General features: G+C 73.7%; 19 protein-coding genes and 2 tRNA genes. 16 read left to right on the top strand and 5 right to left on the bottom strand.

Annotated features, from left to right (window positions below):
- Positions 1-34: 34 nt before the first annotated feature.
- Positions 35-1,828: an ABC-F family ATP-binding cassette domain-containing protein gene (locus tag AC2TEW_RS10295; protein ID WP_484623070.1), complete on the top strand. Its 1,794-nt coding sequence runs from the start codon at positions 35-37 to the stop codon at positions 1,826-1,828.
- Between the two features lie 63 nt (positions 1,829-1,891).
- Here the strand turns inward: AC2TEW_RS10295 and AC2TEW_RS10290 are convergent, their stop codons facing one another.
- Positions 1,892-2,089 (bottom strand): hypothetical protein, encoded by a 198-nt coding sequence (locus AC2TEW_RS10290; RefSeq protein WP_484623069.1) that lies wholly within the window; start codon positions 2,087-2,089, stop codon positions 1,892-1,894.
- Between the two features lie 147 nt (positions 2,090-2,236).
- On the opposite strand from AC2TEW_RS10290, the gene AC2TEW_RS10285 reads away from it, so the two are divergent.
- The 8 genes from AC2TEW_RS10285 to AC2TEW_RS10250 all read left to right on the top strand — a co-directional run bounded on the left by AC2TEW_RS10285 (position 2,237) and on the right by AC2TEW_RS10250 (position 11,089).
- Entirely contained in the window at positions 2,237-3,571 is a 1,335-nt protein-coding gene (locus tag AC2TEW_RS10285) for an MFS transporter (RefSeq protein WP_484623068.1), read from the top strand.
- Between the two features lie 86 nt (positions 3,572-3,657).
- A tRNA-Thr gene (locus AC2TEW_RS10280) sits at positions 3,658-3,730 on the top strand.
- 217 nt (positions 3,731-3,947) lie between these two features.
- The gene (locus AC2TEW_RS10275; RefSeq protein ID WP_484623067.1) at positions 3,948-4,655 is read left to right on the top strand and encodes a LuxR C-terminal-related transcriptional regulator; all 708 of its coding nucleotides are present in this window, start codon (positions 3,948-3,950) and stop codon (positions 4,653-4,655) included.
- Positions 4,656-4,810: 155 nt separating this feature from the next.
- The gene (gene galT / locus AC2TEW_RS10270; RefSeq protein WP_484623066.1) at positions 4,811-5,926 is read left to right on the top strand and encodes a galactose-1-phosphate uridylyltransferase; all 1,116 of its coding nucleotides are present in this window, start codon (positions 4,811-4,813) and stop codon (positions 5,924-5,926) included.
- A complete protein-coding gene (gene galE / locus AC2TEW_RS10265) occupies positions 5,923-6,882 on the top strand; it encodes a UDP-glucose 4-epimerase GalE (protein ID WP_484623065.1) in 960 nt (319 codons plus the stop codon). Before galT ends, galE begins: the two co-directional genes overlap by 4 nt.
- Entirely contained in the window at positions 6,879-8,009 is a 1,131-nt protein-coding gene (gene galK, locus AC2TEW_RS10260; RefSeq protein ID WP_484623064.1) for a galactokinase, read from the top strand. Before galE ends, galK begins: the two co-directional genes overlap by 4 nt.
- 512 nt (positions 8,010-8,521) lie before the next feature.
- Complete coding sequence (locus AC2TEW_RS10255) at positions 8,522-9,487, top strand: LuxR C-terminal-related transcriptional regulator (RefSeq protein WP_484623063.1); 966 nt, start codon at positions 8,522-8,524, stop codon at positions 9,485-9,487.
- 99 nt (positions 9,488-9,586) lie between these two features.
- Positions 9,587-11,089 carry a polysaccharide biosynthesis protein gene (locus AC2TEW_RS10250; RefSeq protein WP_484623062.1) on the top strand — a complete coding sequence of 501 codons (1,503 nt, stop codon included), beginning with the start codon at positions 9,587-9,589 and terminating at the stop codon, positions 11,087-11,089.
- 48 nt (positions 11,090-11,137) lie between these two features.
- Here the strand turns inward: AC2TEW_RS10250 and AC2TEW_RS10245 are convergent, their stop codons facing one another.
- Positions 11,138-11,632 (bottom strand): MarR family winged helix-turn-helix transcriptional regulator, encoded by a 495-nt coding sequence (locus AC2TEW_RS10245; protein ID WP_484623061.1) that lies wholly within the window; start codon positions 11,630-11,632, stop codon positions 11,138-11,140.
- 111 nt (positions 11,633-11,743) lie between these two features.
- On the opposite strand from AC2TEW_RS10245, the gene AC2TEW_RS10240 reads away from it, so the two are divergent.
- Complete coding sequence (locus AC2TEW_RS10240; RefSeq protein ID WP_484623060.1) at positions 11,744-12,523, top strand: methyltransferase domain-containing protein; 780 nt, start codon at positions 11,744-11,746, stop codon at positions 12,521-12,523.
- Positions 12,524-12,547: 24 nt separating this feature from the next.
- Here the strand turns inward: AC2TEW_RS10240 and AC2TEW_RS10235 are convergent, their stop codons facing one another.
- The 3 genes from AC2TEW_RS10235 to AC2TEW_RS10225 are packed head-to-tail and all read right to left on the bottom strand — an operon-like array spanning position 12,548 to position 15,145.
- Positions 12,548-13,399, bottom strand: a complete 852-nt coding sequence (locus tag AC2TEW_RS10235) for a DMT family transporter (protein ID WP_484623059.1) — start codon at positions 13,397-13,399, stop codon at positions 12,548-12,550.
- Between the two features lie 25 nt (positions 13,400-13,424).
- A complete protein-coding gene (locus tag AC2TEW_RS10230; RefSeq protein WP_484623058.1) occupies positions 13,425-14,156 on the bottom strand; it encodes a TetR/AcrR family transcriptional regulator in 732 nt (243 codons plus the stop codon).
- A gap of 26 nt (positions 14,157-14,182) precedes the next feature.
- Positions 14,183-15,145, bottom strand: a complete 963-nt coding sequence (locus AC2TEW_RS10225; protein WP_484623057.1) for an acyl-CoA desaturase — start codon at positions 15,143-15,145, stop codon at positions 14,183-14,185.
- 166 nt (positions 15,146-15,311) lie between these two features.
- Between AC2TEW_RS10225 and AC2TEW_RS10220 the strand changes: the two genes are divergently transcribed.
- The 6 genes from AC2TEW_RS10220 (at position 15,312) to AC2TEW_RS10195 (ending at position 20,277) form a co-directional block, all read left to right on the top strand.
- Positions 15,312-15,386, top strand: a tRNA-Gln gene (locus tag AC2TEW_RS10220).
- Between the two features lie 144 nt (positions 15,387-15,530).
- Positions 15,531-16,997 carry a bifunctional UDP-N-acetylglucosamine diphosphorylase/glucosamine-1-phosphate N-acetyltransferase GlmU gene (glmU, locus tag AC2TEW_RS10215; protein WP_484623056.1) on the top strand — a complete coding sequence of 489 codons (1,467 nt, stop codon included), beginning with the start codon at positions 15,531-15,533 and terminating at the stop codon, positions 16,995-16,997.
- 203 nt (positions 16,998-17,200) lie between these two features.
- A complete protein-coding gene (locus AC2TEW_RS10210) occupies positions 17,201-18,178 on the top strand; it encodes a ribose-phosphate diphosphokinase (protein WP_484623055.1) in 978 nt (325 codons plus the stop codon).
- 278 nt (positions 18,179-18,456) lie between these two features.
- Positions 18,457-19,059: a 50S ribosomal protein L25/general stress protein Ctc gene (locus AC2TEW_RS10205; RefSeq protein WP_484623054.1), complete on the top strand. Its 603-nt coding sequence runs from the start codon at positions 18,457-18,459 to the stop codon at positions 19,057-19,059.
- A gap of 189 nt (positions 19,060-19,248) precedes the next feature.
- Complete coding sequence (gene pth, locus AC2TEW_RS10200) at positions 19,249-19,836, top strand: aminoacyl-tRNA hydrolase (RefSeq protein WP_484623053.1); 588 nt, start codon at positions 19,249-19,251, stop codon at positions 19,834-19,836.
- Positions 19,837-20,019: 183 nt separating this feature from the next.
- The gene (locus tag AC2TEW_RS10195; protein ID WP_484623052.1) at positions 20,020-20,277 is read left to right on the top strand and encodes a hypothetical protein; all 258 of its coding nucleotides are present in this window, start codon (positions 20,020-20,022) and stop codon (positions 20,275-20,277) included.
- Positions 20,278-20,350: the final 73 nt, after the last annotated feature.

Raw genomic sequence — 20,350 nt, 5'->3', positions numbered from 1 at the left:
CCCGCGTGCAGTCGATCCCAGGAGCGCAGCAGCAGTGGCCGTCAACCTCGCCACCATCGAGTCCGTCACCAAGGTCTACGGCACCCGCGCCCTGCTGGACGGGGTCAGCCTGGGCGTCAGCGAGGGAGACCGGATCGGTGTCGTCGGGCGCAACGGCGACGGCAAGACCACGCTGATCCGGATGCTGGCCAAGCTGGAGGAGCCGGACGGCGGGCGGATCACGCACTCCGGCGGGCTGCAGATGGCGGTGCTCACCCAGCACGACTCGCTGGACCCGAAGGCCACCATCCGCCAGGAGGTGATCGCCGGCCGCGCCGACCACGAGTGGCTCGGCGACGCCCGGATCCGCGACATCATCCAGGGGCTGTTCGGCGGCCTGGACCTGCCCGGCTTCGAACTGGGCCTGGACACCGTGATCGCCCCGCTGTCCGGTGGCGAGCGCCGCCGGATCGCGCTGGCCAAGCTGCTGCTCGGCGAGCACGACCTGGTGGTGCTGGACGAGCCCACCAACCACCTCGACGTCGAGGGCATCGCCTGGCTCGCCCGGCACCTGCAGGGCCGCCGCTCGGCGCTGGTCTGCGTGACCCACGACCGGTGGTTCCTGGACCAGGTCTGCACCCGGATGTGGGACGTCCAGCGCGGCGAGGTGCACGAGTACGAGGGCGGCTACTCCGACTACGTCTTCGCCCGGGCCGAGCGCTCGCGGATCGAGGCCACCGAGGAGCAGAAGCGGCAGAACCTGGCCCGCAAGGAGCTGGCCTGGCTGCGCCGCGGCGCCCCCGCCCGTACCTCCAAGCCGCGGTACCGGATCGAGGCGGCCAACGCGCTGATCGCGGACGTCCCGGAGCCGCGCGACAAGAGCGAGCTGATGAAGTTCGCCAACGCGCGTCTGGGCCGCACCGTCTTCGAGCTGGAGGACGTCACCGTCAAGGCGGGCCCGAAGCTGCTGCTGGAGAACCTCACCTTCAACCTCGGCCCCGGTGACCGGATCGGCCTGCTCGGCGTGAACGGCGCCGGCAAGACCTCGCTGCTGCGGGCGATGCAGGCGGCGTACGCCACCGACGGCGACGTGCAGCCCGCGTCCGGTGTGATCAAGGTCGGCAAGACCGTCCGGCTGGCGTACCTCTCGCAGGAGATCGCCGAACTGGACCCGGCGACCCGGGTGCTGCAGGCCGTCGAGCAGGTCCGCGGCCGGGTGGACCTGGGCAAGGGCCGGGAGATGAGTGCCGGTCAGCTGTGCGAGCAGTTCGGCTTCGGCAAGGACAAGCAGTGGACGCCGGTCGGCGACCTGTCCGGCGGTGAGCGCCGCCGGCTCCAGCTGCTGCGGCTGCTGATGGACGAGCCGAACGTGCTGTTCCTCGACGAGCCCACCAACGACCTCGACATCGAGACCCTCAACCAGCTGGAGGACCTGCTCGACGGCTGGCCCGGTTCGATGGTGGTGATCAGCCACGACCGGTTCTTCATCGAGCGCACCACCGACACCGTGCACGCGCTGCTCGGCGACAAGAAGCTGCGGATGCTGCCGAACGGCGTCGACGAGTACCTGGAGCGGCGGGCCCGGATGGCCGAGCAGGCGGCGCCCACGCTCGCCCCGGCCGCCGCGGCGAAGCCCGCCGGTGACACCCGGGCGCAGAAGAAGGAGATGCAGAAGCTGGAGCGGCAGATCGCCAAGCTGGACCAGCAGGAGTCCAAGCTGCACTCCCAGCTCGCCGAGCACGCCGCCGACTTCTCCAAGGTCGCGGAGCTGGACGCCCAGCTGCGCAAGGTCAAGGAGGAGAAGGAGGAGCTGGAACTGGCCTGGCTGGAGCTGGCCGAGGAGGTCTGACGCCCCGTCCGGCGCCCTGGCCCGGCGGTCGTCCTGGTCCCGGCCGGTGCCCCCCGGCCGCCGTCAGCGGTCGCGGCGGAAGCGGCGGACCGTCTCGTAGCCGGTGGCCAGGACCAGGACGCCGGCTATCACCGCCCAGGCCATCGAGCCGCCCTGACGGTACTGGGTCAGGCCGAGGTCGAGCAGCAGCAGGCTCACCCCGAGGCCGGTGACCGCGATCAGGCGGTGGACCACGCCGTTGTCGTCGAACAGCTCGCCCATGTCCGCTCCCCTTCTGCTCCGGGAGCGCACACCATACCGCCGTCCGGGGTGGTGCGCACCACCCCCGGCGGGCGGCGGACCGTACGCTCCCGAATCACCCCGGTGGCCGCTGTCCGCGCAGGTCAGCGGCCGACCAGGGTGAGTGTCATGACGACCATCGACACCGCGCCCGGGCCCCTCCCGGCGGCCGGGTCCGGCGGGCTGCGCCGGGTGGCCGCGGCCGCGCTGACGGGCACCGCGATCGAGTTCTACGACTTCTTCATCTACGGCAGCGCCGCCGCGCTGGTCTTCGGCCGGGTGTTCTTCCCCGGGCTCGGACCGGCCGGGGCGCTGCTGGCCGCCTTCTCGGTGTACGCCGCCGCGTTCCTGGCCCGCCCGCTCGGTGCGGTGCTGTTCGGCCACTTCGGCGACCGCGCGGGCCGCAAGGCCACACTGGTGGCCTCGCTGCTGCTGATGGGCCTGTCGACGGCGGCGGTCGGTCTGCTGCCCGGGTACCGGAGTTGGGGGATCTGGGCGCCGGTGCTGCTCACCGTGCTGAGGCTGTGCCAGGGCGTCGGGCTGGGCGGCGAGTGGGGCGGTGCGGCGCTGCTGCTGGCCGAGTACGCGCCGGCCGGCCGCCGGGGGCGGTACGGCGGCTTCCTGCAACTGGGGCCGTGCATCGGCTTCTTCCTGGCCACCGGGGCGTTCCTGGTGCTCGCCTGGTGGCTGCCCGAGCCGGCGTTCCTGGCGTGGGGCTGGCGGCTGCCGTTCCTGGCCTCGGTGCTGCTGGTGGTGGTCGGGCTGTTCGTCCGGCTGCGGATCGGCGAGACCCCGGTCTTCCGTGCGCAGCACGGCCGTTCCCGGGTGCCGGCGGTGGAGGTGGTGCGGGGGCACGGCCGGGTGGTGCTGCTCGGGGCGGGGGCGATCATGCTCGGCTACGGGCTCTTCTACCTGACCACCACCTACGCGCTGGCGTACGCCACCGGCGCCCTGGGGCTGGCCCGGACCCTGGTGCTGGCGCTGCTGATGGCGGGCGCGGTGGTGATGGCCGCCACGGCGTGGTGGACGGCGTGCGCCGGGGACCGGTACGGCCGGCGGCGGATGCTCGTGGTGGCGACGGTGCTCGGCTCGCTCTGGTCGCCGGCACTGTTCCCGCTGCTGGAGACCGGCCGGACGGGGCCGGTGGCGCTGGCCCTGGTCGGGTCGATGGCGGTGCTCGGTGCGCTGCTGGGCCCGCTCGCGGCGTACCTGCCGGAGCTGTTCCCGACCCGGATCAGGTACACCGGCGCCGCGCTGACGTACAACCTGGGCGGGGTGCTGGGCGGTGCCACGGCGCCGCTGGTGGCGACCCGGCTGACCGCGGTGTACGGCAGCGCGGAGCCGGTCGGCCGGTACCTCGCCGGGCTCGGCGCGGTGTCGCTGGTGTGCCTGTCCGTGCTGCCGGAGACCCGGGGGCACGGGCTGCTCGGGGGGCCGGTGGCGGCACCGCCGGCGCGGGGCTGAGCGGGCGGGCCGGGTGGCGGGCGGCGGGGGCGGAACCGATTTCACGTTTGGGCCGCGGACCCTGTAATGTCTTCCTCGTTGCACCGGCCCCTATAGCTCAGTCGGTAGAGCGTCTCCATGGTAAGGAGAAGGTCTGCGGTTCGATTCCGCATGGGGGCTCCGCAAGGAGTACCAAGGCCCTCGCCGCAAGGCGGGGGCCTTCGGCGTTCCCCGGTTCGGGTGGTCCCGCGGTACGCGGCCCTGACGCGCCCTAGCGGTGCGGGTGGCGGATGCGCTGTGATGGTGCGTCAACGGTGGCCTGCTCTGCGATCCGCGGTACGGGTACGGGAGACGTGGGCCGGTCGCGCGCCGGTGGACGGGGACTGGGAGGGCGCCCATGGGCGTTCGGCTCGTGGTGGCGGACGACCACCGGCTGCTCGCCGAGGCGTTGGCGACGGCGCTGCACCAGCGCGGCCACCGGGTGCTGGCGGTCGGCGCCCCGGCGTCCTCGGTCGGTGAGCTGGTCGCCGGGTGCCGGCCCGAGGTGTGCCTGCTGGGGCTGACCGCGGGGAGTGCGGCGGGTCCAGCGGGCGGGGCCGCGGAGCCCGGGCCGCGGCGGGACGCCTTCGAGCCGCTGCGGCGGCTGCGGCGGGAGCGTCCGGAGATCTGCGTGGTGGTGCTCGGCCCGGTCGGCGAACCGGCCCGGGTGGCGGCCGCGTTCGCGGCCGGGGCGGCCGGCTACGTCCGCGGGGACGAGCGGATCGAGGTCGTGGAGCGGGCCATCGCCCGGGTGCGGGCCGGGGAGGCGGCGGTCGCCGTCGAGGTGCTGCGGGGGGCGTTCGAGCAGCTGCTGTGGCCGGCCGCGGAGCCGGACGACGAGGCGCTGCGGCTGCTGCGGCAGCTGACCCGCCGGGAGACCCAGGTGCTGGCGCGGATCGCCGAGGGGCAGGACACCGCCGCCATTGCGGCCGGGATGGGGATCGCGTCCAGTACGGCGCGCACCCATGTGCAGCGGGTGCTGATGAAGCTCGGCGCGCGGACCCGGCTGGAGGCGGCCGCGGTCGCGGCCCGGTCGGGGCTGCTGGAGCGTCTGCGCGGCGGGTAGCCGCACCGGGGGAAGTGTGTGAGGGCGGTGGCGACGGCCGTGGTGGTCCGGCTCGTTCCCGCTCCTTCGGCATGCCCCGCCATGAGACAAACTGTTGACCGGTGAGTGTTTGTGTTTGAAAATGTTCGGGCTAGCTTTCCTGGAAGGCGGAGGCCGTGAAGAAGACCACGACCAAACTCGCGGACGGCCGCGAACTCATCTACTACGACGAGGATCCGGACGCCCTGCGCGGCGCCGTGGACCAGCGTCCGCTCGAGGCCCCGGCCAGCCTGTCCGAGATCCGGCGCGACCCGGCCACCGGCGACTGGGTCACCGTCGCCGCCCACCGGCAGGCCCGCACCTACCACCCGCCCGCCGACCGGTGCCCGCTGTGCCCGTCCCGGCCGGGCCGCCCCGGTGAGATCCCCGGCTCCGACTACGACGTGGTGGTCTTCGAGAACCGCTTCCCCGCACTGGCCGCGGACAGCGCGGCCCACGTGCCCGAGCGCGCCGGGCCGCTGTTCGCCGGCGGCCCCGGCGAGGGCCGCTGCGAGGTGGTCTGCTTCACCGCCGACCACGACGCCTCGTTCGCCGACCTGTCGCCCGCCAAGGCCCGCCTGGTGCTGGACGTGTGGACCGACCGGACCGCCGAGCTGTCCCGCACCCCCGGCGTCCGGCAGGTCTACTGCTTCGAGAACCGCGGCGCCGAGATCGGGGTGACGCTGGCTCACCCGCACGGCCAGATCTACGGCTTCCCGTTCACCACCCCCCGCACCGAGCGCATGATCGCCGCCGCCGCGCGGCACCGCGCCGCCACCGGCGGCAACCTCTTCGAGGACCTGCTGGCGGCCGAACGCGCCGACCCCGTCCGGGTGGTCCTGGCGGCCCGGCACTGGACGGCGTTCGTCCCGTTCGCCGCCCGCTGGCCGTACGAGGTGCACCTGTACCCGAACCGCCGGGTGCCCGACCTGACCGCGCTCGACGAGGCCGAACGGGCCGAGTTCCCCGGCGTGTACCTGGAACTGCTGCGCAGGTTCGACCGGCTGTTCACCGAACCCGGCCCGGCGGCAGGGGAGAATGGGCGCGCTGCACCGACGCCGTACATCGCGGCATGGCACCAGGCGCCCGGGCTCCGCGGTGAGGAGCTCGCACTGCACCTGGAGCTGTTCACGATCCGGCGTACGGTGGGCAAGCTCAAGTTCCTCGCCGGCGTCGAGTCCGGCATGGACGCGTTCGTCAACGATGTGTCGCCCGAGGCGGCGGCGCAGCGCCTGCGGGAGGTCGCATCATGAGTAAGTACCTGGTCACGGGTGGAGCCGGTTATGTGGGCGGGGTCGTGGCCGCGCACCTGCTGGAGGCCGGACACCAGGTGACGGTGCTCGACGACCTCTCCACCGGTTTCCTCGACGGGGTGCCCGCGGGCGCCGAGTTCGTCCGCGGCCGGATCCAGGACGCGGCCGACGTGCTCGACCACAGCTTCGACGCGGTCCTGCACTTCGCCGCCTCCTCGCAGGTCGGCGAGTCCGTCGCGGACCCGGAGAAGTACTGGCGCAACAACGTGGCCGGCTCGCTGGAGCTGGTGGCCGCGATGCGCAAGGCGGGCGTGCGCAAGCTGGTGTTCTCCTCCACCGCGGCCGTCTACGGCGAGCCGGAGTCGGTGCCGATCGCCGAGACCGCCCGCACCGCGCCGACCAACACCTACGGCGCCACCAAGCTGGCCGTCGACCACCTGATCACCAGCGAGTGCGCGGCGCACGGCCTGGCCGCCGTGTCGCTGCGCTACTTCAACGTGGCCGGGGCGTACGGGGCGTACGGCGAGCGGCACGAGCCGGAGTCGCACCTGATCCCGCTGGTCTTCCAGGCCGCGCTCGGGCAGCGCCCGCACATCGCGGTCTACGGCGAGGACTACCCGACCCCCGACGGCACCTGCATCCGCGACTACATCCACGTCGCCGACCTGGCCGACGCGCACCTGCTGGCGCTGGACGCGGCCAAGGCCGGCGAGCACCTGATCTGCAACCTCGGCAACGGCGCGGGCTTCTCGGTCCGCGAGGTGATCGAGTCGGTGAAGCGCGTCACCGGCCGGGACATCCCGGTCCAGGTCGCGGGCCGCCGCCCCGGCGACCCGGCCGTGCTGGTCGCCTCCGCCGCCCGCGCGCACCAGGCGCTCGGCTGGACCCCCCGCCGCCCGGAGCTGGACGACATCGTCCGCGACGCCTGGAACTTCACCCTGGAGAACCGCGTATGACCGACTTCCAGTCCGTCTTCGGCGCCGCCCCGGAAGGGGTCTGGGCGGCGCCGGGCCGGGTCAACCTGATCGGCGAGCACACCGACTACAACGACGGGTTCGTGCTCCCGGTCGCCCTGCCGCACTCCGCGGTGGCCGCGGTCCGGCGCCGCGACGACGGTCTGCTGCGGCTGTACAGCGCCCAGGGCGACGGCCTGGTCACCGAGCTGAAGACGGCCGGGCTCGACCCGGCCGCCGTCACCGGCTGGGCCCGCTACCCGGCGGGCGTGGTGTGGGCGCTGAGGGAGGCCGGGCACCCGGTCGGCGGACTGGACGTGCACATCGACAGCGACGTCCCCACCGGGGCCGGGCTGTCCTCCTCGGCCGCGCTGGAGTGCGTGATCGCCGCGGCCTGCAACGAGCTGTACGGACTCGGGCTGACCCCGGCGCAGCTGGCGCTGACCGCCCAGCGGGCCGAGAACGACTTCGTCGGGGTGCCCTGCGGGGTGATGGACCAGATGGCGTCGATGTGCTGCGCGGAGGGCGGCGCGCTGTTCCTGGACACCCGGGACCTCGCGCAGCGCCAGGTGCCGCTCGACCTGGCCGGGGCGGGGCTGCGGCTGCTGGTGGTCGACACCCGGGTCAAGCACGACCTGGGCGACGGCGCCTACGCCGGACTGCGGGCCGGCTGCGAGCGGGCCGCCGCGCTGCTGGACCTGCCCGCGCTGCGCGACCTGCCGCCGGCCGCGCTGGACGGCGCGCTGGTCCAGCTGCCCGCCGAACTGCGGCCGCTGGTACGGCACGTGGTGACCGAGAACGCCCGGGTCGGGCAGGCCGTCGCCCTGCTGGACGCGGGCGACCTGGCCGGCCTCGGCCCGGTCCTGACCGCCGGGCACGCCTCGCTGCGCGACGACTACCGGGTCTCCTGCCCGGAGACCGACCTGGCGGTGGCCGCCGCCGTGGCCGTGGGCGCGCTCGGAGCCCGGATGACCGGCGGCGGGTTCGGCGGCTCGGTGCTGGCGCTGGTCGCCGCGGCCGAGCTGGAGCAGGTCGCGACCGCCGTGCTGGACGCCTTCGCCGAGGCCGGTCACACCACGCCGCGGATCTTCCCGGCGGTCCCCTCGGCCGGCGCCCGCCGCCTCTCCTGAGCCCGCGGGCACGCCCGGGAGCGCCCGGGCGGCCCCGGCCTCCCGGGCCGCGGCCGGCCGGTGCGCACCGGCCTGGTGCGCGAGGTCGGGCCGGGTGCCCGGGCACCTCGCCCGGCGGCGGCCCGGCACACGCGCGGGAGGGCCCCCCCGGGGGGCACCGGCCCCGCACCGAGCACCCGGCGCGGCGGCGAACGCCCCGCCGCCCGACGGGCGGGCCGCCCGCGCCCGGTCCGGCGGCCCCCGCCCGCTGCCGCCCGGGCGCGCGAAGGGTGCGACCCCGGCGGCGGTGCCGGGAATCCGCTCCGCCCGGCGGCGCGCCGCTCGGGTCCGAACGGCCCCGGCCGGGCCTGTCCCGCCGCGCCCCCGGGTGCGGAGTCCCGTCCGCCACTTGCGCGGACCAAATCCCCAGAGCACGGCGAAACTTCACCAAACCCCCACCCGCCCGTCCCCGTCCCCCGTACGCTGAGTCCCGGTACCGGTGGGGGCCGGAGCCGGAGCAGGGGGGAAGGACGATGGGGCGTATACGCGTCCTGGTGGTGGACAGCCACCGGATCTTCGCCGAGGCGCTGGCCGCGGCGCTCGCCGGCGAGCCGGACGTGGACGTCGGCGCGGCCGGCACCGCCGCGGCGGCCGAGCGGGCACTCGAACGAGCCGTCACCGAGCACCGCGCGTACGACGTGGTGCTGATCGACGCCGACCTCGGTCCCGTCCCGCACACCCCGGTGCAGCGTCAGAACCCTTCCGAGGACGGGCCGTCCGAGCTCCGCCGGCCCGCCTACGCGGTGCCGGTGCCGCGGCGACCCAGTCTTCTGCCGACCGCCCGCCCGCACCCGGCGGGCGGCCCCGCGCAGGCCGCCGGACACCCCGGTACGGCCGCGGCGGTCCGCCCGGTGCCGCAGTTCCACCGCGAGCCGACCCCGGCCGCCCCGGCCCGGGGCGGCGGCGACGGGATCGCGCTGGTGGCACGGGTCTGCCGCAGCCACCCGGAGCTGCGCGCCGTGGTGCTGGCCGCCGCGGACGACCCGCACCGGGCCGTCCGCGCGCTGCACGCGGGCGCCAGCGGCTGGGTGGCGAAGGAGAGTTCGCTCGGCACCCTGATGACCGTGGTGCGCGGCGTCCTGCGGGACGAGACGCACCTGCCGCCCGCGCTGCTCACCGGCGTGGTACGGGAGTTGACCTCGGCCCGGCGCGACCGCTCGGAGAGCGAGCGGCTGGTCGCGGCGCTCACCCCGCGGGAGGAGGAGGTGCTGCGCTGCATGGTGGCCGGCCTCGGCCGGCAGGCGGTCGCCGAGCGGCTGTACCTCTCCCCGCACACCGTCCGTACCCACATGCAGAACGTGCTCGGCAAGTTGGGGGTGCACTCCACCCTCGCGGCCGTCGCGGTGGCCCGGCGGGCGGGGATCTCGCCGGCCGAGCCGCCGCTGCCGTCCGCACCCGCTCACACCGTCGCCTCGACCACAGGCCCCGGCGCCGGCTGACCAGCCCCCGCCACGCCCAGATACCGACTCCGTCAGGTCAGGGAAACCGGAGGACAGATGTCGCCGCACAGCAATGCCGCACGCCTGGATCCATTCACCGTGCATGTTCCTCGGCAAGTCGACAGCTCGACAGGTCTGCGGACCCTGGTGATCGGTGCCGGTGCGGCCGGCTCCGCGCTGGTCCGCGACCTGGACCGGACCCCGGAGTTCGGGCTGACCCCGGTCGGCGTCCTGGACGACGACCCGGCCAAGGCGGGCTCCGAGATCGACGGGGTGCCGGTGCTCGGCACCCTCGCCGAGCTGACCGAGCTGGCGGTGGAGCACCGGGCGCAGGTGGTGGTGCTCGCCATCCCCGGCCTGCCGCACCGGATGGTCCGCGCGCTCGCCACCGCCGCCGCGGCGGCCGGGGTCGCGGTCCGCTACCTGCCGTCGTTCCTGGCCGCGCTGCGCCGCGAGGTGGTCGGCTCCGACCTGCGCAGCCTGGACGTGAACAAGCTGATCGGCCGCGCCGAGGTGCACGTGGTCTCGCCGGACGTCCGGGCGGTGATCGAGGGCCGCCGGGTCCTGGTGACCGGGGCCGGCGGCTCGATCGGCAGTGAACTGTGCCGGCAGGTCAACGCGTTCGGGCCGTCGGAGCTGTACATGCTCGACCACGACGAGTCCAACCTGCACCGGCTGCAGCTGGAGATCTGGGGCGAGGCGCTGCTGACCGACGAGTCGCTGGTGATCGCGGACATCCGCGACCGGCGGCGGATCCAGCAGATCTTCCGTGACCTCAAGCCCGAGGTGGTGTTCCACGCGGCCGCCCACAAGCACCTGCCGCTGCTGGAGCGCCATCCCTCCGAGGCGGTCAAGTCCAATGTGCTGGGGACCGACAACCTGGTCGAGGCGGCGCTCGCGACCGGGGTGGAGCGGTTCGTGCTGATCTCCACCGACAAGGCCGCCGACCCGACCTCGGTGCTGGGTGCCAGCAAGCGGCTGGCCGAGCTGATCGTCCAGGCCAACGCCCGGGACGCGCGCAACCTGGGCACCGGGGTGTTCACCGCCGTCCGGTTCGGCAACGTGCTCGGCTCGCGGGGGTCGCTGCTGTCGGTGCTGGCCGAGCAGTTCCGCAGCGGCGGGCCGGTCACCGTCACCCACCCGGACGTCACCCGCTTCTTCATGACCATCGAGGAGGCGGTCGGGCTGGTCCTGGAGGCCGGCCGGATGGCCGAGGGCGGCGAGGTGTTCGTGCTGGACATGGGCGAGCCGGTGCGGATCGTCGACCTGGTGCACAACTTCGCCCGCCAGGTGCAGATGGAGGCGGAGGAGGTGGAGATCCGCTACACCGGTCTGCGGGCGGGGGAGAAGCTGAACGAGGCGCTGTTCTCCGAGCGCGAGGAGCGGCTGCCCACCGTGCACAGCCGGATCTACGCGACGGTGGCGGAGCACTCCGCCGTCCCGGAGGACCTGGCCGGCGGCCTGACCGGGCTGTACGAGGCGGCGGCCGACAACTCCGACTCCCAGGTCCGGGCGTTGCTGGCCGAACTGCTGCCCGGCTACCGGACCCCGGAGGCCGCTCCGGTGCCGGCGTTGAGCACGCCGTACCCGGACGGCTTCTGACCGGGCCCCGCAGGGGGCGTCCGGCGGGCCCCCGGCCGGCCGGGGGTCTCAGCCGGCCTGGTCGAAGGGGGCGGTGAGCTGGCGGAGCAGGGCGGCGAGCTCGCTCTGCCGCCCCGCGCTGAGCTGGGCGAGGATCTCGCGCTCGTGGGCGAGCAGGCCGGCCAGTGCCTGGTCGGCCTTGTCGCGGCCGTCGTCGGTGAGGCGGACCAGCACGCCGCGCCGGTCGTCCGGGTCGGGCAGCCGCTTGACCAGGCCCTTGCCGGTCAAGCGGTCGATCCGGTTGGTCATGGTGCCGGAGGTGACCAGGGTCTGGGTGAGCAGCTGGCCGGGGGAGAGCTGGTAGGGCGAGCCGGCCCGGCGCAGCGCCGTCAGGACGTCGAACTCCCAGGGCTCCAGGCCGTGCTCGGCGAACGCGATCCGCCGGGCCCGGTCGAGGTGGCGGGCGAGCCGGCTGACACGGCTGAGCACCTCGAGCGGTTCGACGTCGAGGTCGGGGCGCTCTCGGCGCCATGCTGCGACCAGCCGGTCGACCTCGTCCTCCATGACGATCAGTGTATCGGTGGTTGTGTCGATGTGAAGTCTCTTGACATCAAGAGATAACAAAAGGCAGCCTGGGGTAGATATCTTGATGTCGAGATACTTTGCGAGGCCGCCATGACCACCTGGGACCCGGACCAGTACCTGCGCTACGCCGACCAGCGCACCCGCCCCCTGTACGAGCTGCTCGGCCGGGTGCCCGCGCTCCCCGCCGCCCCCACCGTGCTGGACATCGGCTGCGGCCCGGGCAACTCCACCGCCGTGCTGCGCGAACGCTGGCCCGACGCCGACCTCACCGGCGTCGACAACTCCGCCGAGATGCTCGCCGCCGCCCGCGCCGAGGGCGAGCCGAGCGCCGCCTACCTGCTCGCCGACGCGGCCGCCTACGACCCCGCGCCCGCCGCCCCCGACCTGATCGCCAGCAACGCCACCCTGCAGTGGATCCCCGGCCACCTGGCCCTGCTGCCGCGCTGGGCCGGCGCCCTGCGGCCCGGCGGGGTGATCGCCCTCCAGGTGCCGGGCAACTTCGACGCCCCCAGCCACACCCTGCTCGCCGAACTGCGCCGCAGCCCCCGCTGGCGCTCCGCGCTCGGCGCCGACCGCACCCGGGCCGGCGTCCCCGAGCCCGACGCGTACCTGCGCGCACTGCTCGCGGCCGGCTGCACCGCCGACGTCTGGGAGACCACCTACCTGACCGTGCTCCAGGGCCCGGACCCGGTGCTGGAGTGGACCAAGGGCACCGCGCTGCGCCCGGTCCTCGGCCTGCTCACCGACCCCGCGCAGCGGGGGGAGTTCCTGGCCGAGTACGCCGCGCTGCTGCGCGAGGCCTACCCGGCGGGGGAGGGCGGCACGGTCTTCCCGTTCCGCCGGATCTTCGCGGTCGGCGTGCGCCGCTGAGCCGCCCGTACGGGAGCGGCGGGGTCAGGAGGAGCCCGGCATCGCCGGGTGCCGGCCGAGCAGCACCACGCCGACCACGATCGCCACCAGGCCCGCCGCCTGCCCGACCAGCGCCGCCGGGGTGACCCGGACCTGGTCGCCCAGGAACCCCACCGCGCAGGCGATCCCGGTCAGCGGCTGCGCGGCGGTCAGCGCGGGCAGCGACATCCGCAGCGGCGCCGCCTCGAAGGCCGACTGCACCAGCAGCAGCCCGAACACCCCGATCGCCAGCACCGTGTACGGCTGCCAGGTGACCAGCACCCCTCCCAGCCCGACCGTGTCCAGGTCCTGGGCGATCGAGCGGGTCAGGGCGTCCTGCAGCCCGTACAGCAGGCCGGCGGCCAGCGCCAGCAGGGTGGCCTCCTCCAGCAGCGGCAGCCGCCGGGCCACCCCGACCAGCAGCAGGGCCAGGCCCGTGACGATCCCGAAGACCAGCCAGTAGCGCAGCTGGCTGTCGGGCGGCTCACCGCCCTGGGGGCGGCCCGCGGCGATGAAGGTCGTCACCCCGGCGGCGATCAGCGCCACGCCGCCCCAGCCGGAGCGGCCCAGCGACTGCCCGGTGAGCACCCGGGCCAGCAGCATCGCGAAGACCAGGCTGGTCGCCAGCAGCGGCTCCACCAGCGAGACCTCGCCGTGGTCCAGCGCCAGCGCGCTGAGCACCTGCCCGCCCACCATGAAGGCGATGCCGAGCAGCCAGTCCGGCATCTTCACCAGGTCGAGCAGCAGCCGCCAGTGCAGCAGGTCGTCGCGCGGGGCGCGCTGGGCGGCGTGCTGCTGGAGCACGAATCCGAGCCCCAGGCAGCAGGCGGCGCCGATCGCCAGGAGGAAGACCAGCAAAGGGTCACCATCTCCTCAGGGCCGTTCAGCCCTTCCGGTCGCCGACCAGCTTGGGGTGCCGCTCCAGGCCCTCCAGGCCGTGCCAGGCGAGGTTGACCAGGTGGGCGGCGACCTCCGCCTTCTGCGGCTTGCGCACCTCGAGCCACCACTGGCCGGTGAGCGCCACCATGCCGACCAGCATCTGCGAGTACATCGGCGCGAGCCGGGCGTCGAAGCCCCGGGACTTGAACTCCAGCCCCAGGATGTCCTCCACCTGGACCGCGATGTCGCTGATCAGCGACGCGAAACTGCCGGTGGACTGGGCCACCGGGGAGTCCCGGACGAGGATCTTGAAACCGTCGGTGGAGGTGTCGATGTAGTCCATCAGGGCGAACGCGGCCTGCTCCAGCAGTTCGCGCGAGTGCCCGCCGGTGAGCGCCCCGGTGACCATGTCCAGCAGCAGCTGCATCTCACGGTCGACCACGACCGCGTACAGCCCCTCCTTGCCGCCGAAGTGCTCGTACACCACCGGCTTGGACACCCCGGCCCGCTCGGCGATCTCCTCCACCGAGGTGCCCTCGTAGCCCCGCTCGGCGAAGACCGAGCGGCCGATCTCCAGCAGCTGCTCGCGCCGCTGCTTCCCGGTCATCCGCACCCGCGCGCGGCTCTTGCCGGCCCGGGCCGGCGCGGTGGAGCGGGTGCGGGCGGGTGCCGGGCCACCGTCCTGCGTCCGCGAGGTGCGATGGCCGGCCGCGCTGTCTCCGTTGCTCCCGTTCACCCCTACATCATGCTGCAGCGCACGCCTCATGCGGTGCGGCGGGCGGCGATCCGCTCCGTACTGGGCCAGCGGACGTCCTTCGCCCAGCCCGCCTTCTCGAACCAGCGGATCAGCCGGGCCGAGGAGTCGATCTGCCCGCGCAGCACGCCGTGCCGGGCCGAGGTCGGGTCCGCGTGGTGCAGGTTGTGCCAGGACTCGCCGCAGGAGAGCACGGCCAGCCACCACACGTTGCCGGACCGGTCCCGGGACTTGAACGGGCGGGCGCCGATCGCGTGGCAGATCGAGTTGATCGACCAGGTGACGTGGTGCAGCACCGCGATCCGCACCAGGGTGCCCCAGAAGAACGCGGTCAGCGCGCCGTGCCAGCTCATCGTGGCCAGCCCGCCGACCAGCGGCGGCAGCAGCATCGAGACCAGCGTGAAGAGCCAGAACAGCCGCGAGATCCGCCGGATGTCCGGGTCGTTGACCAGGTCGGGGGCGTACCTGTGCTGCGGGGTCTGCTCCTCGTCGAAGAGCCATCCCATGTGCGCCCACCACAGGCCCTTGAGCAGCGCGGGCACGCTCTCGCCGTAGCGCCACGGCGAGTGCGGGTCGCCCTCCTTGTCGCTGAACCGGTGGTGCTTGCGGTGGTCGGCCACCCAGCGCACCAGCGGGCCCTCGACGGCCAGGCTGCCCGCGACGGCGACGGCGATCCGCAGCGCCCGGTTGGCCTTGAACGAGCCGTGGGTGAAGTAGCGGTGGTAGCCGATGGTGATGCCGTGGCAGGTGAGGAAGTACATCGCCGTGGCGATGGTCAGATCCAGCCAGCCCAGCCCCCAGCCCCAGGCGACCGGCACGGCGGCGACCACGGCGAGGAACGGGACGGCGATGAAGATCCCTATGGTGACGCGCTCGACGAGGCCCTGCCGGTCCCCGCTCATGGTCGCGGTCAGCGGTACGACGGCGGGGTCCGCGGCCTGCGGGCGCGCTTCGTCGGCCTGAATGGTCATGACGGTCCTTGGGGGGCGAAGCCGGTACCTACGTAGCCGTAACTTACGGCATCGTAGGTTCTGCCGCCGCCGAAGGGAAGACGTGTCGCAGCCGCCCCGGGCCACCGGCGGACAACCGCCATAGTGGTGGAGCTGAGGGCGTGGAACCCGTAGGGTGTGCTTGCCATCCCCGGTTGCTCTGCTGGCACGGGCGCCCAGACTTTGAATCTGGTCTTCGCAGGTTCGATTCCTGCCCGGGGAGCCCCTTCGCCCTCCCCCGCGGCGCTTCGCCCCCGGGCCGGTGTCCCCCGACACCCGGATATCCTCTGAGCTGCCGAACGAGGCCGTGCGGGCCACGTCCGGCTGCCCTCCCTCCCTCACCGTGACCGACCGAGGAGCCTCCAGCGTGAGTGCCAACCAGACCGCCGCCGTGATCGTGCTCGCCGCCGGTGGCGGAACTCGGATGAAGTCCAAGGCCCTGCCCAAGGTGCTGCACCCGATCTGCGGCCGGACCCTGGTCGGTCACGCGGTCAGCGCGGCGCAGGAACTGACCCCCGAGCAGCTGGTGGTCGTGGTCGGCCACCTGCGCGAGCTGGTCCAGCAGCACCTCGCGGACGAGTACCCGGGCGTGCGCACCGCCGTCCAGGCCGAGCAGAACGGCACCGGCCACGCGGTGCGTACCGCGCTGGAGGCGCTGGCCGCCGACGGCGTGCAGCTGGACGGCACGGTGATCGTCACCACCGGCGACGCCCCGCTGCTGACCGGCGCCACCCTGGCCGCCCTGGCCGCGGCGCACACCGCCCAGGGCAACGGCGTCACCGTGCTCACCGCCGTGGTGCCGGACGCCGCCGGCTACGGCCGGATCCTGCGCGAGGCGGACGGCCAGGTGGCCGCGATCGTCGAGCACAAGGACGCCACCGACGAGCAGCGCGCCATCGCCGAGATCAACTCCGGTGTCTTCGCCTTCGACGCCAAGCTGCTCGCCGAGGCGCTCGGCCGGCTCGGCACCGACAACGTGCAGGGCGAGGAGTACCTCACCGACACCCTGGCGATCCTGCGCACCGCCGGCCACCGGGTCGGCGCCGTGGTCGCCGCCGACCACCGGGACATCGTCGGCATCAACGACCGGGTCCAGCTGGCCGAGGCCCGCCGGATGCTCAACGACCGGCTGCTGGAGCGCGCGATGCGGGCCGGCGTCACCGTGGTCGACCCCGCCTCCACCTGGATCGACGTCCAGGTCGGCTACGAGCCGGACGCCGTGGTGCTGCCCGGCACCCAGCTGCACGGCGCCACCCACCTGGGCGAGGGCTGCGAGGTCGGCCCCAACACCACGCTGACCGACACCCTGGTCGGCGCGGGCGCCCGTGTGAGCAACACCACGGCCGTCGGCGCCGAGATCGGCGAGCTGGCCTCGGTCGGCCCGTACGCGTACCTGCGCCCGGGCACCAGGCTGGCCCGCAAGGCGAAGGCCGGCACCTACGTCGAGATCAAGAACTCCGAGCTCGGCGAGGGCGCCAAGGTGCCGCACCTGTCGTACATCGGCGACGCCACCATCGGTGAGGGCAGCAACATCGGCGCGGCCTCCGTCACGGTCAACTACGACGGGGTGAACAAGCACCGCACGGTGATCGGGGCGCACTGCCGCACCGGCTCGGACAACATGTTCATCGCCCCGGTGACGGTGGGTGACGGCGCTTACACCGCGGCCGGCTCCGTGGTGACCAACGACGTCCCGGCCGGCGCCCTCGGCGTGGCCCGGGCGCAGCAGCGCAACATCGCCGGCTGGGTGGCCCGCAAGCGCCCCGGCACGGCCTCCGCCCAGGCTGCCGAGGCCGCCGGGACGCCCGGGACGGGTGAGGCGGGCCAGGCCTAGGGCGGGCGGGTGCCGATCTTGCGGAGTGGTCCCGGGGCGGACGCTTTCCGGCGGGGCGCGTAACCTGGAGTACATACGTGCGCCACTGGGCTTCTGTCCGCGCCTCGGCGTACTCCCAATCCCCCGCCCACCTGCCCGCCCGGGTCCTGCCCGGGTGCGCCCGGGCGGGTCCATGTGCGGCAGCAACGCGAGGAGACGGTGCAGTGAGCGGGATCACGACGTCGGGTGAGAAGAAGCTCAAGCTCTTCTCCGGCCGTGCCCACCCTGAGCTGGCGGCGGAGGTGGCAGCGGAACTCGGGACGGAGCTCGTCCCGACCAAGGCCCTGGACTTCGCCAACGGCGAGATCTACGTCCGCTTCCTGGAGTCCGCGCGCGGCGCGGACTGCTTTGTGATGCAGAGCCACACGGCTCCCATCAACCAGTGGATCATGGAACAGCTGATCATGATCGATGCTCTGAAGCGGGCCTCCGCCCGGAGCATCACCGCGATCCTGCCGTTCTACGGCTACGCCCGGCAGGACAAGAAGCACCTCGGCCGCGAGCCCATCTCGGCCCGGCTGATCGCCGACCTGCTGGCCCAGGCCGGCGCCGACCGGATCATGGCGGTGGACCTGCACACCGCGCAGATCCAGGGCTTCTTCTCCGGCCCGGTGGACCACCTGTTCGCGCTGCCGGTGCTCTGCGACTACCTCGGCGAGAAGGTCGACCGCTCCAAGCTGACCATCGTCTCGCCGGACGCCGGCCGGGTGAAGGTCGCCGACCAGTGGTCGGACCGCCTCGGCGCCCCGCTGGCGATCATCCACAAGCGCCGCGACATGAGCCAGGCCAACACCATCCTGTCCGCCGAGGTGGTCGGTGACGTCAAGGGCCGGGTCTGCGTCCTGGTCGACGACATGATCGACACCGCCGGCACCATCTGCGCCGCCGCCGACGCGCTGTTCGAGAACGGCGCCGCCGACGTGATCGTCGCCGCCACCCACGGCGTGCTCTCCGGCCCGGCCGCGGACCGCCTGAAGAACTCGCGGGTCAGCGAGTTCGTCTTCACCAACACCCTGCCGACCCCGGCCCAGCTCCAGCTGGACAAGGTCACCACGCTCTCCATCGCCCCGTCGATCGCCGCGGCGATCCGCGAGGTCTTCGAGGACGGCTCGGTCACCTCGCTGTTCGAGGGCGTGCACTGACCCCCGGTGCCGTCGAGCGGCCCCCGGCGCGGTCCGCGCCGGGGGCCGATTTCATGGTTGACGTGCACTGCGGTTAGACTCGTGAGACTGCTCGGCGAGGGATGCCGTGTGCCCGTGCGGGTGCCGCATCCGTGATCGACGCGCCGGTCCGACCGCAGTCCGGTCGTGACCTCCCGTCATCCGCCGCCGAGCGTCCCCCCGAACGTACTTGAGGGTGTGGCCCGGCGGTTTTCTGTTGTCGCCTGCACCCGTCGCCAGCTTTTACGAGGAGTGCAGTCGTGTCCGAGATCCGCCTTGCCGCCGAGACCCGCACCGAGTTCGGCAAGGGTGCCGCCCGTCGCGCCCGTCGTGCCGGTTTCGTCCCCGGTGTCGTCTACGGCCACGGCCACGCCCCGGTCCACCTGAACCTGCCGAGCCACGACCTGATGATGGCGCTGAAGACCCCCAACGCGCTGCTGGTCGTGCCGATCGAGGGCAAGGACGAGTTCGTGCTGCCGAAGGCCGTCCAGCGTGAGGCCATCAAGCGCACCATCGAGCACGTCGACCTGCTGCTGGTCAAGCGCGGCGAGAAGGTCACCGTCGAGATCCCGGTCCTGACCGAGGGCGAGCTGGCCCCCGGCGGCAACCTGCTCGAGCACGTGCTGAACGCGCTGCCGATCGAGGCCGAGGCCACCCACCTGCCCGAGTCCGTGACCGTCTCGGTCGAGGGCCTGGAGGCCGGTGCCTCGATCACCGCCGGTGACATCGAGCTCCCCAAGGGCGCCACCCTGGCCGTCGAGGCCGACGCCGTCGTGCTGCAGGTCATCGGCGCCCAGGCCGCCGAGGTGACCGAGGACGAGGCCGCCGAGGGCGAGGCCGCCGAGGCCGGCGCCGAGGCCTGAGCCTCGCGCTGAACGCGACCGACCGCTGCCCCGGTCCGCCCCCTCGCGGGGCGGCCGGGGCAGCGGCGTGTCCGCCCCCGAGCGGCCGGCCCCCGGCGCACGGCGGTCGCGGATAATGGGGGCCCGGCAGCCTGACGGCGACCGGCGGACCGACGGCGAGCAGATCGACAGCGAGTGGAGAGCGGCAGCATGAGCGCGGTGGCGGACGAGTACACGGGCCCCTGGCTGGTGGTCGGGCTGGGCAACCCCGGCGACGGCTACGCCCGCAACCGGCACAACATCGGCTTCATGGTGGCCGACCTGCTGGCCGAGCGGATCGGCGCCCGGTTCAAGGCGCACAAGAGCCGGGCCCAGGTCGCCGAGGGCCGGCTGGCCGGGAAGCGGGTCGTCCTGGCCAAGCCGATGACCTTCATGAACCTCTCCGGCGGGCCGACCACCGCGCTGCGCGACTTCTACAAGGTGCCCACCGCCGGCATCGTCGCCGTCCACGACGAACTGGACCTCGACTACGCGGCGCTGCGGCTGAAGACCGGCGGCGGCGACAACGGGCACAACGGGCTGAAGTCGCTCACCAAGTCGCTCGGCCCCGACTACCACCGGGTGCGCTGCGGCATCGGCCGCCCGCCGGGCCGGATGGAGGTCGCGGACTTCGTGCTCAAGGACTTCTCCGCCACCGAGCGCAAGGACCTGGACTGGTTCGTGGACCGGGCGGCCGACGCGGTGGAGGCGCTGCTCTCGGAGGGCCTGGAGCGCGCACAGAGCACCTACAACTCCTGATGGCCAGTCAGTTCCCTTGGGCTCGCGCGACGCACGGTACACAACGGTCGTGCAACGCTTTGGGGGACGGAAGCTGAAACCGGGTCAGCGGCGCCCGGCCCTTCGATACGGTCAGCTCTGTACGAAGGGGTTGAGAGGCCGATTCTGGGGGTAAAGGCTGTGGTTCGCTCACGGGGTGTCCGAGTGGGGCGCGCTGCCGGCGGGGCGGTGCTGTGCCTGGCCGCCTGCGGACTGGCCGGCCAGTCCGCACACGCGGCCGAGTCGACCGACGTGCCCTCGACGGCCGCGGAGCCCGCGGCCGCCCAGCTGATCCCGCCCGCCACCGGCTCGGTCGGCGGCTCCGCCGGCCTGTACGCGGTCGGCGGCGGCCTGGTGGTGGCGGCCGGCGGGGCCGCGACCTGGCTGCGCCGCCGCCGGGCGGGCCGGCCGACCACGTTCTGACCGGGCGCGCGAAGCCCCGGCACCCGGAGAGGGACCGGCCCCGCGGGGCCGGTCCCTCTCCGCGTCACCGCCC

Source organism: Kitasatospora sp. NEAU-CNBT7, assembly GCF_057220535.1.
Note: the sequence above shows the minus strand (reverse complement) of the source record. Positions and strands in the feature narration are given on the sequence as shown.

What these genes read in the sequence shown, in the direction of transcription:
- AC2TEW_RS10285 (WP_484623068.1), top strand. Translation starts at nt 2,237, where the DNA reads ATGACGACCATCGACACCGCGCCCGGGCCCCTCCCGGCGGCCGGGTCC.
- AC2TEW_RS10240 (WP_484623060.1), top strand. Translation starts at nt 11,744, where the DNA reads ATGACCACCTGGGACCCGGACCAGTACCTGCGCTACGCCGACCAGCGC.
- AC2TEW_RS10245 (WP_484623061.1), bottom strand. Translation starts at nt 11,632, where the DNA reads ATGGAGGACGAGGTCGACCGGCTGGTCGCAGCATGGCGCCGAGAGCGC.
- AC2TEW_RS10275 (WP_484623067.1), top strand. Translation starts at nt 3,948, where the DNA reads ATGGGCGTTCGGCTCGTGGTGGCGGACGACCACCGGCTGCTCGCCGAG.
- galE (WP_484623065.1), top strand. Translation starts at nt 5,923, where the DNA reads ATGAGTAAGTACCTGGTCACGGGTGGAGCCGGTTATGTGGGCGGGGTC.
- AC2TEW_RS10255 (WP_484623063.1), top strand. Translation starts at nt 8,522, where the DNA reads ATGGGGCGTATACGCGTCCTGGTGGTGGACAGCCACCGGATCTTCGCC.
- AC2TEW_RS10225 (WP_484623057.1), bottom strand. Translation starts at nt 15,145, where the DNA reads ATGACCATTCAGGCCGACGAAGCGCGCCCGCAGGCCGCGGACCCCGCC.
- AC2TEW_RS10290 (WP_484623069.1), bottom strand. Translation starts at nt 2,089, where the DNA reads ATGGGCGAGCTGTTCGACGACAACGGCGTGGTCCACCGCCTGATCGCG.
- pth (WP_484623053.1), top strand. Translation starts at nt 19,249, where the DNA reads ATGAGCGCGGTGGCGGACGAGTACACGGGCCCCTGGCTGGTGGTCGGG.
- galK (WP_484623064.1), top strand. Translation starts at nt 6,879, where the DNA reads ATGACCGACTTCCAGTCCGTCTTCGGCGCCGCCCCGGAAGGGGTCTGG.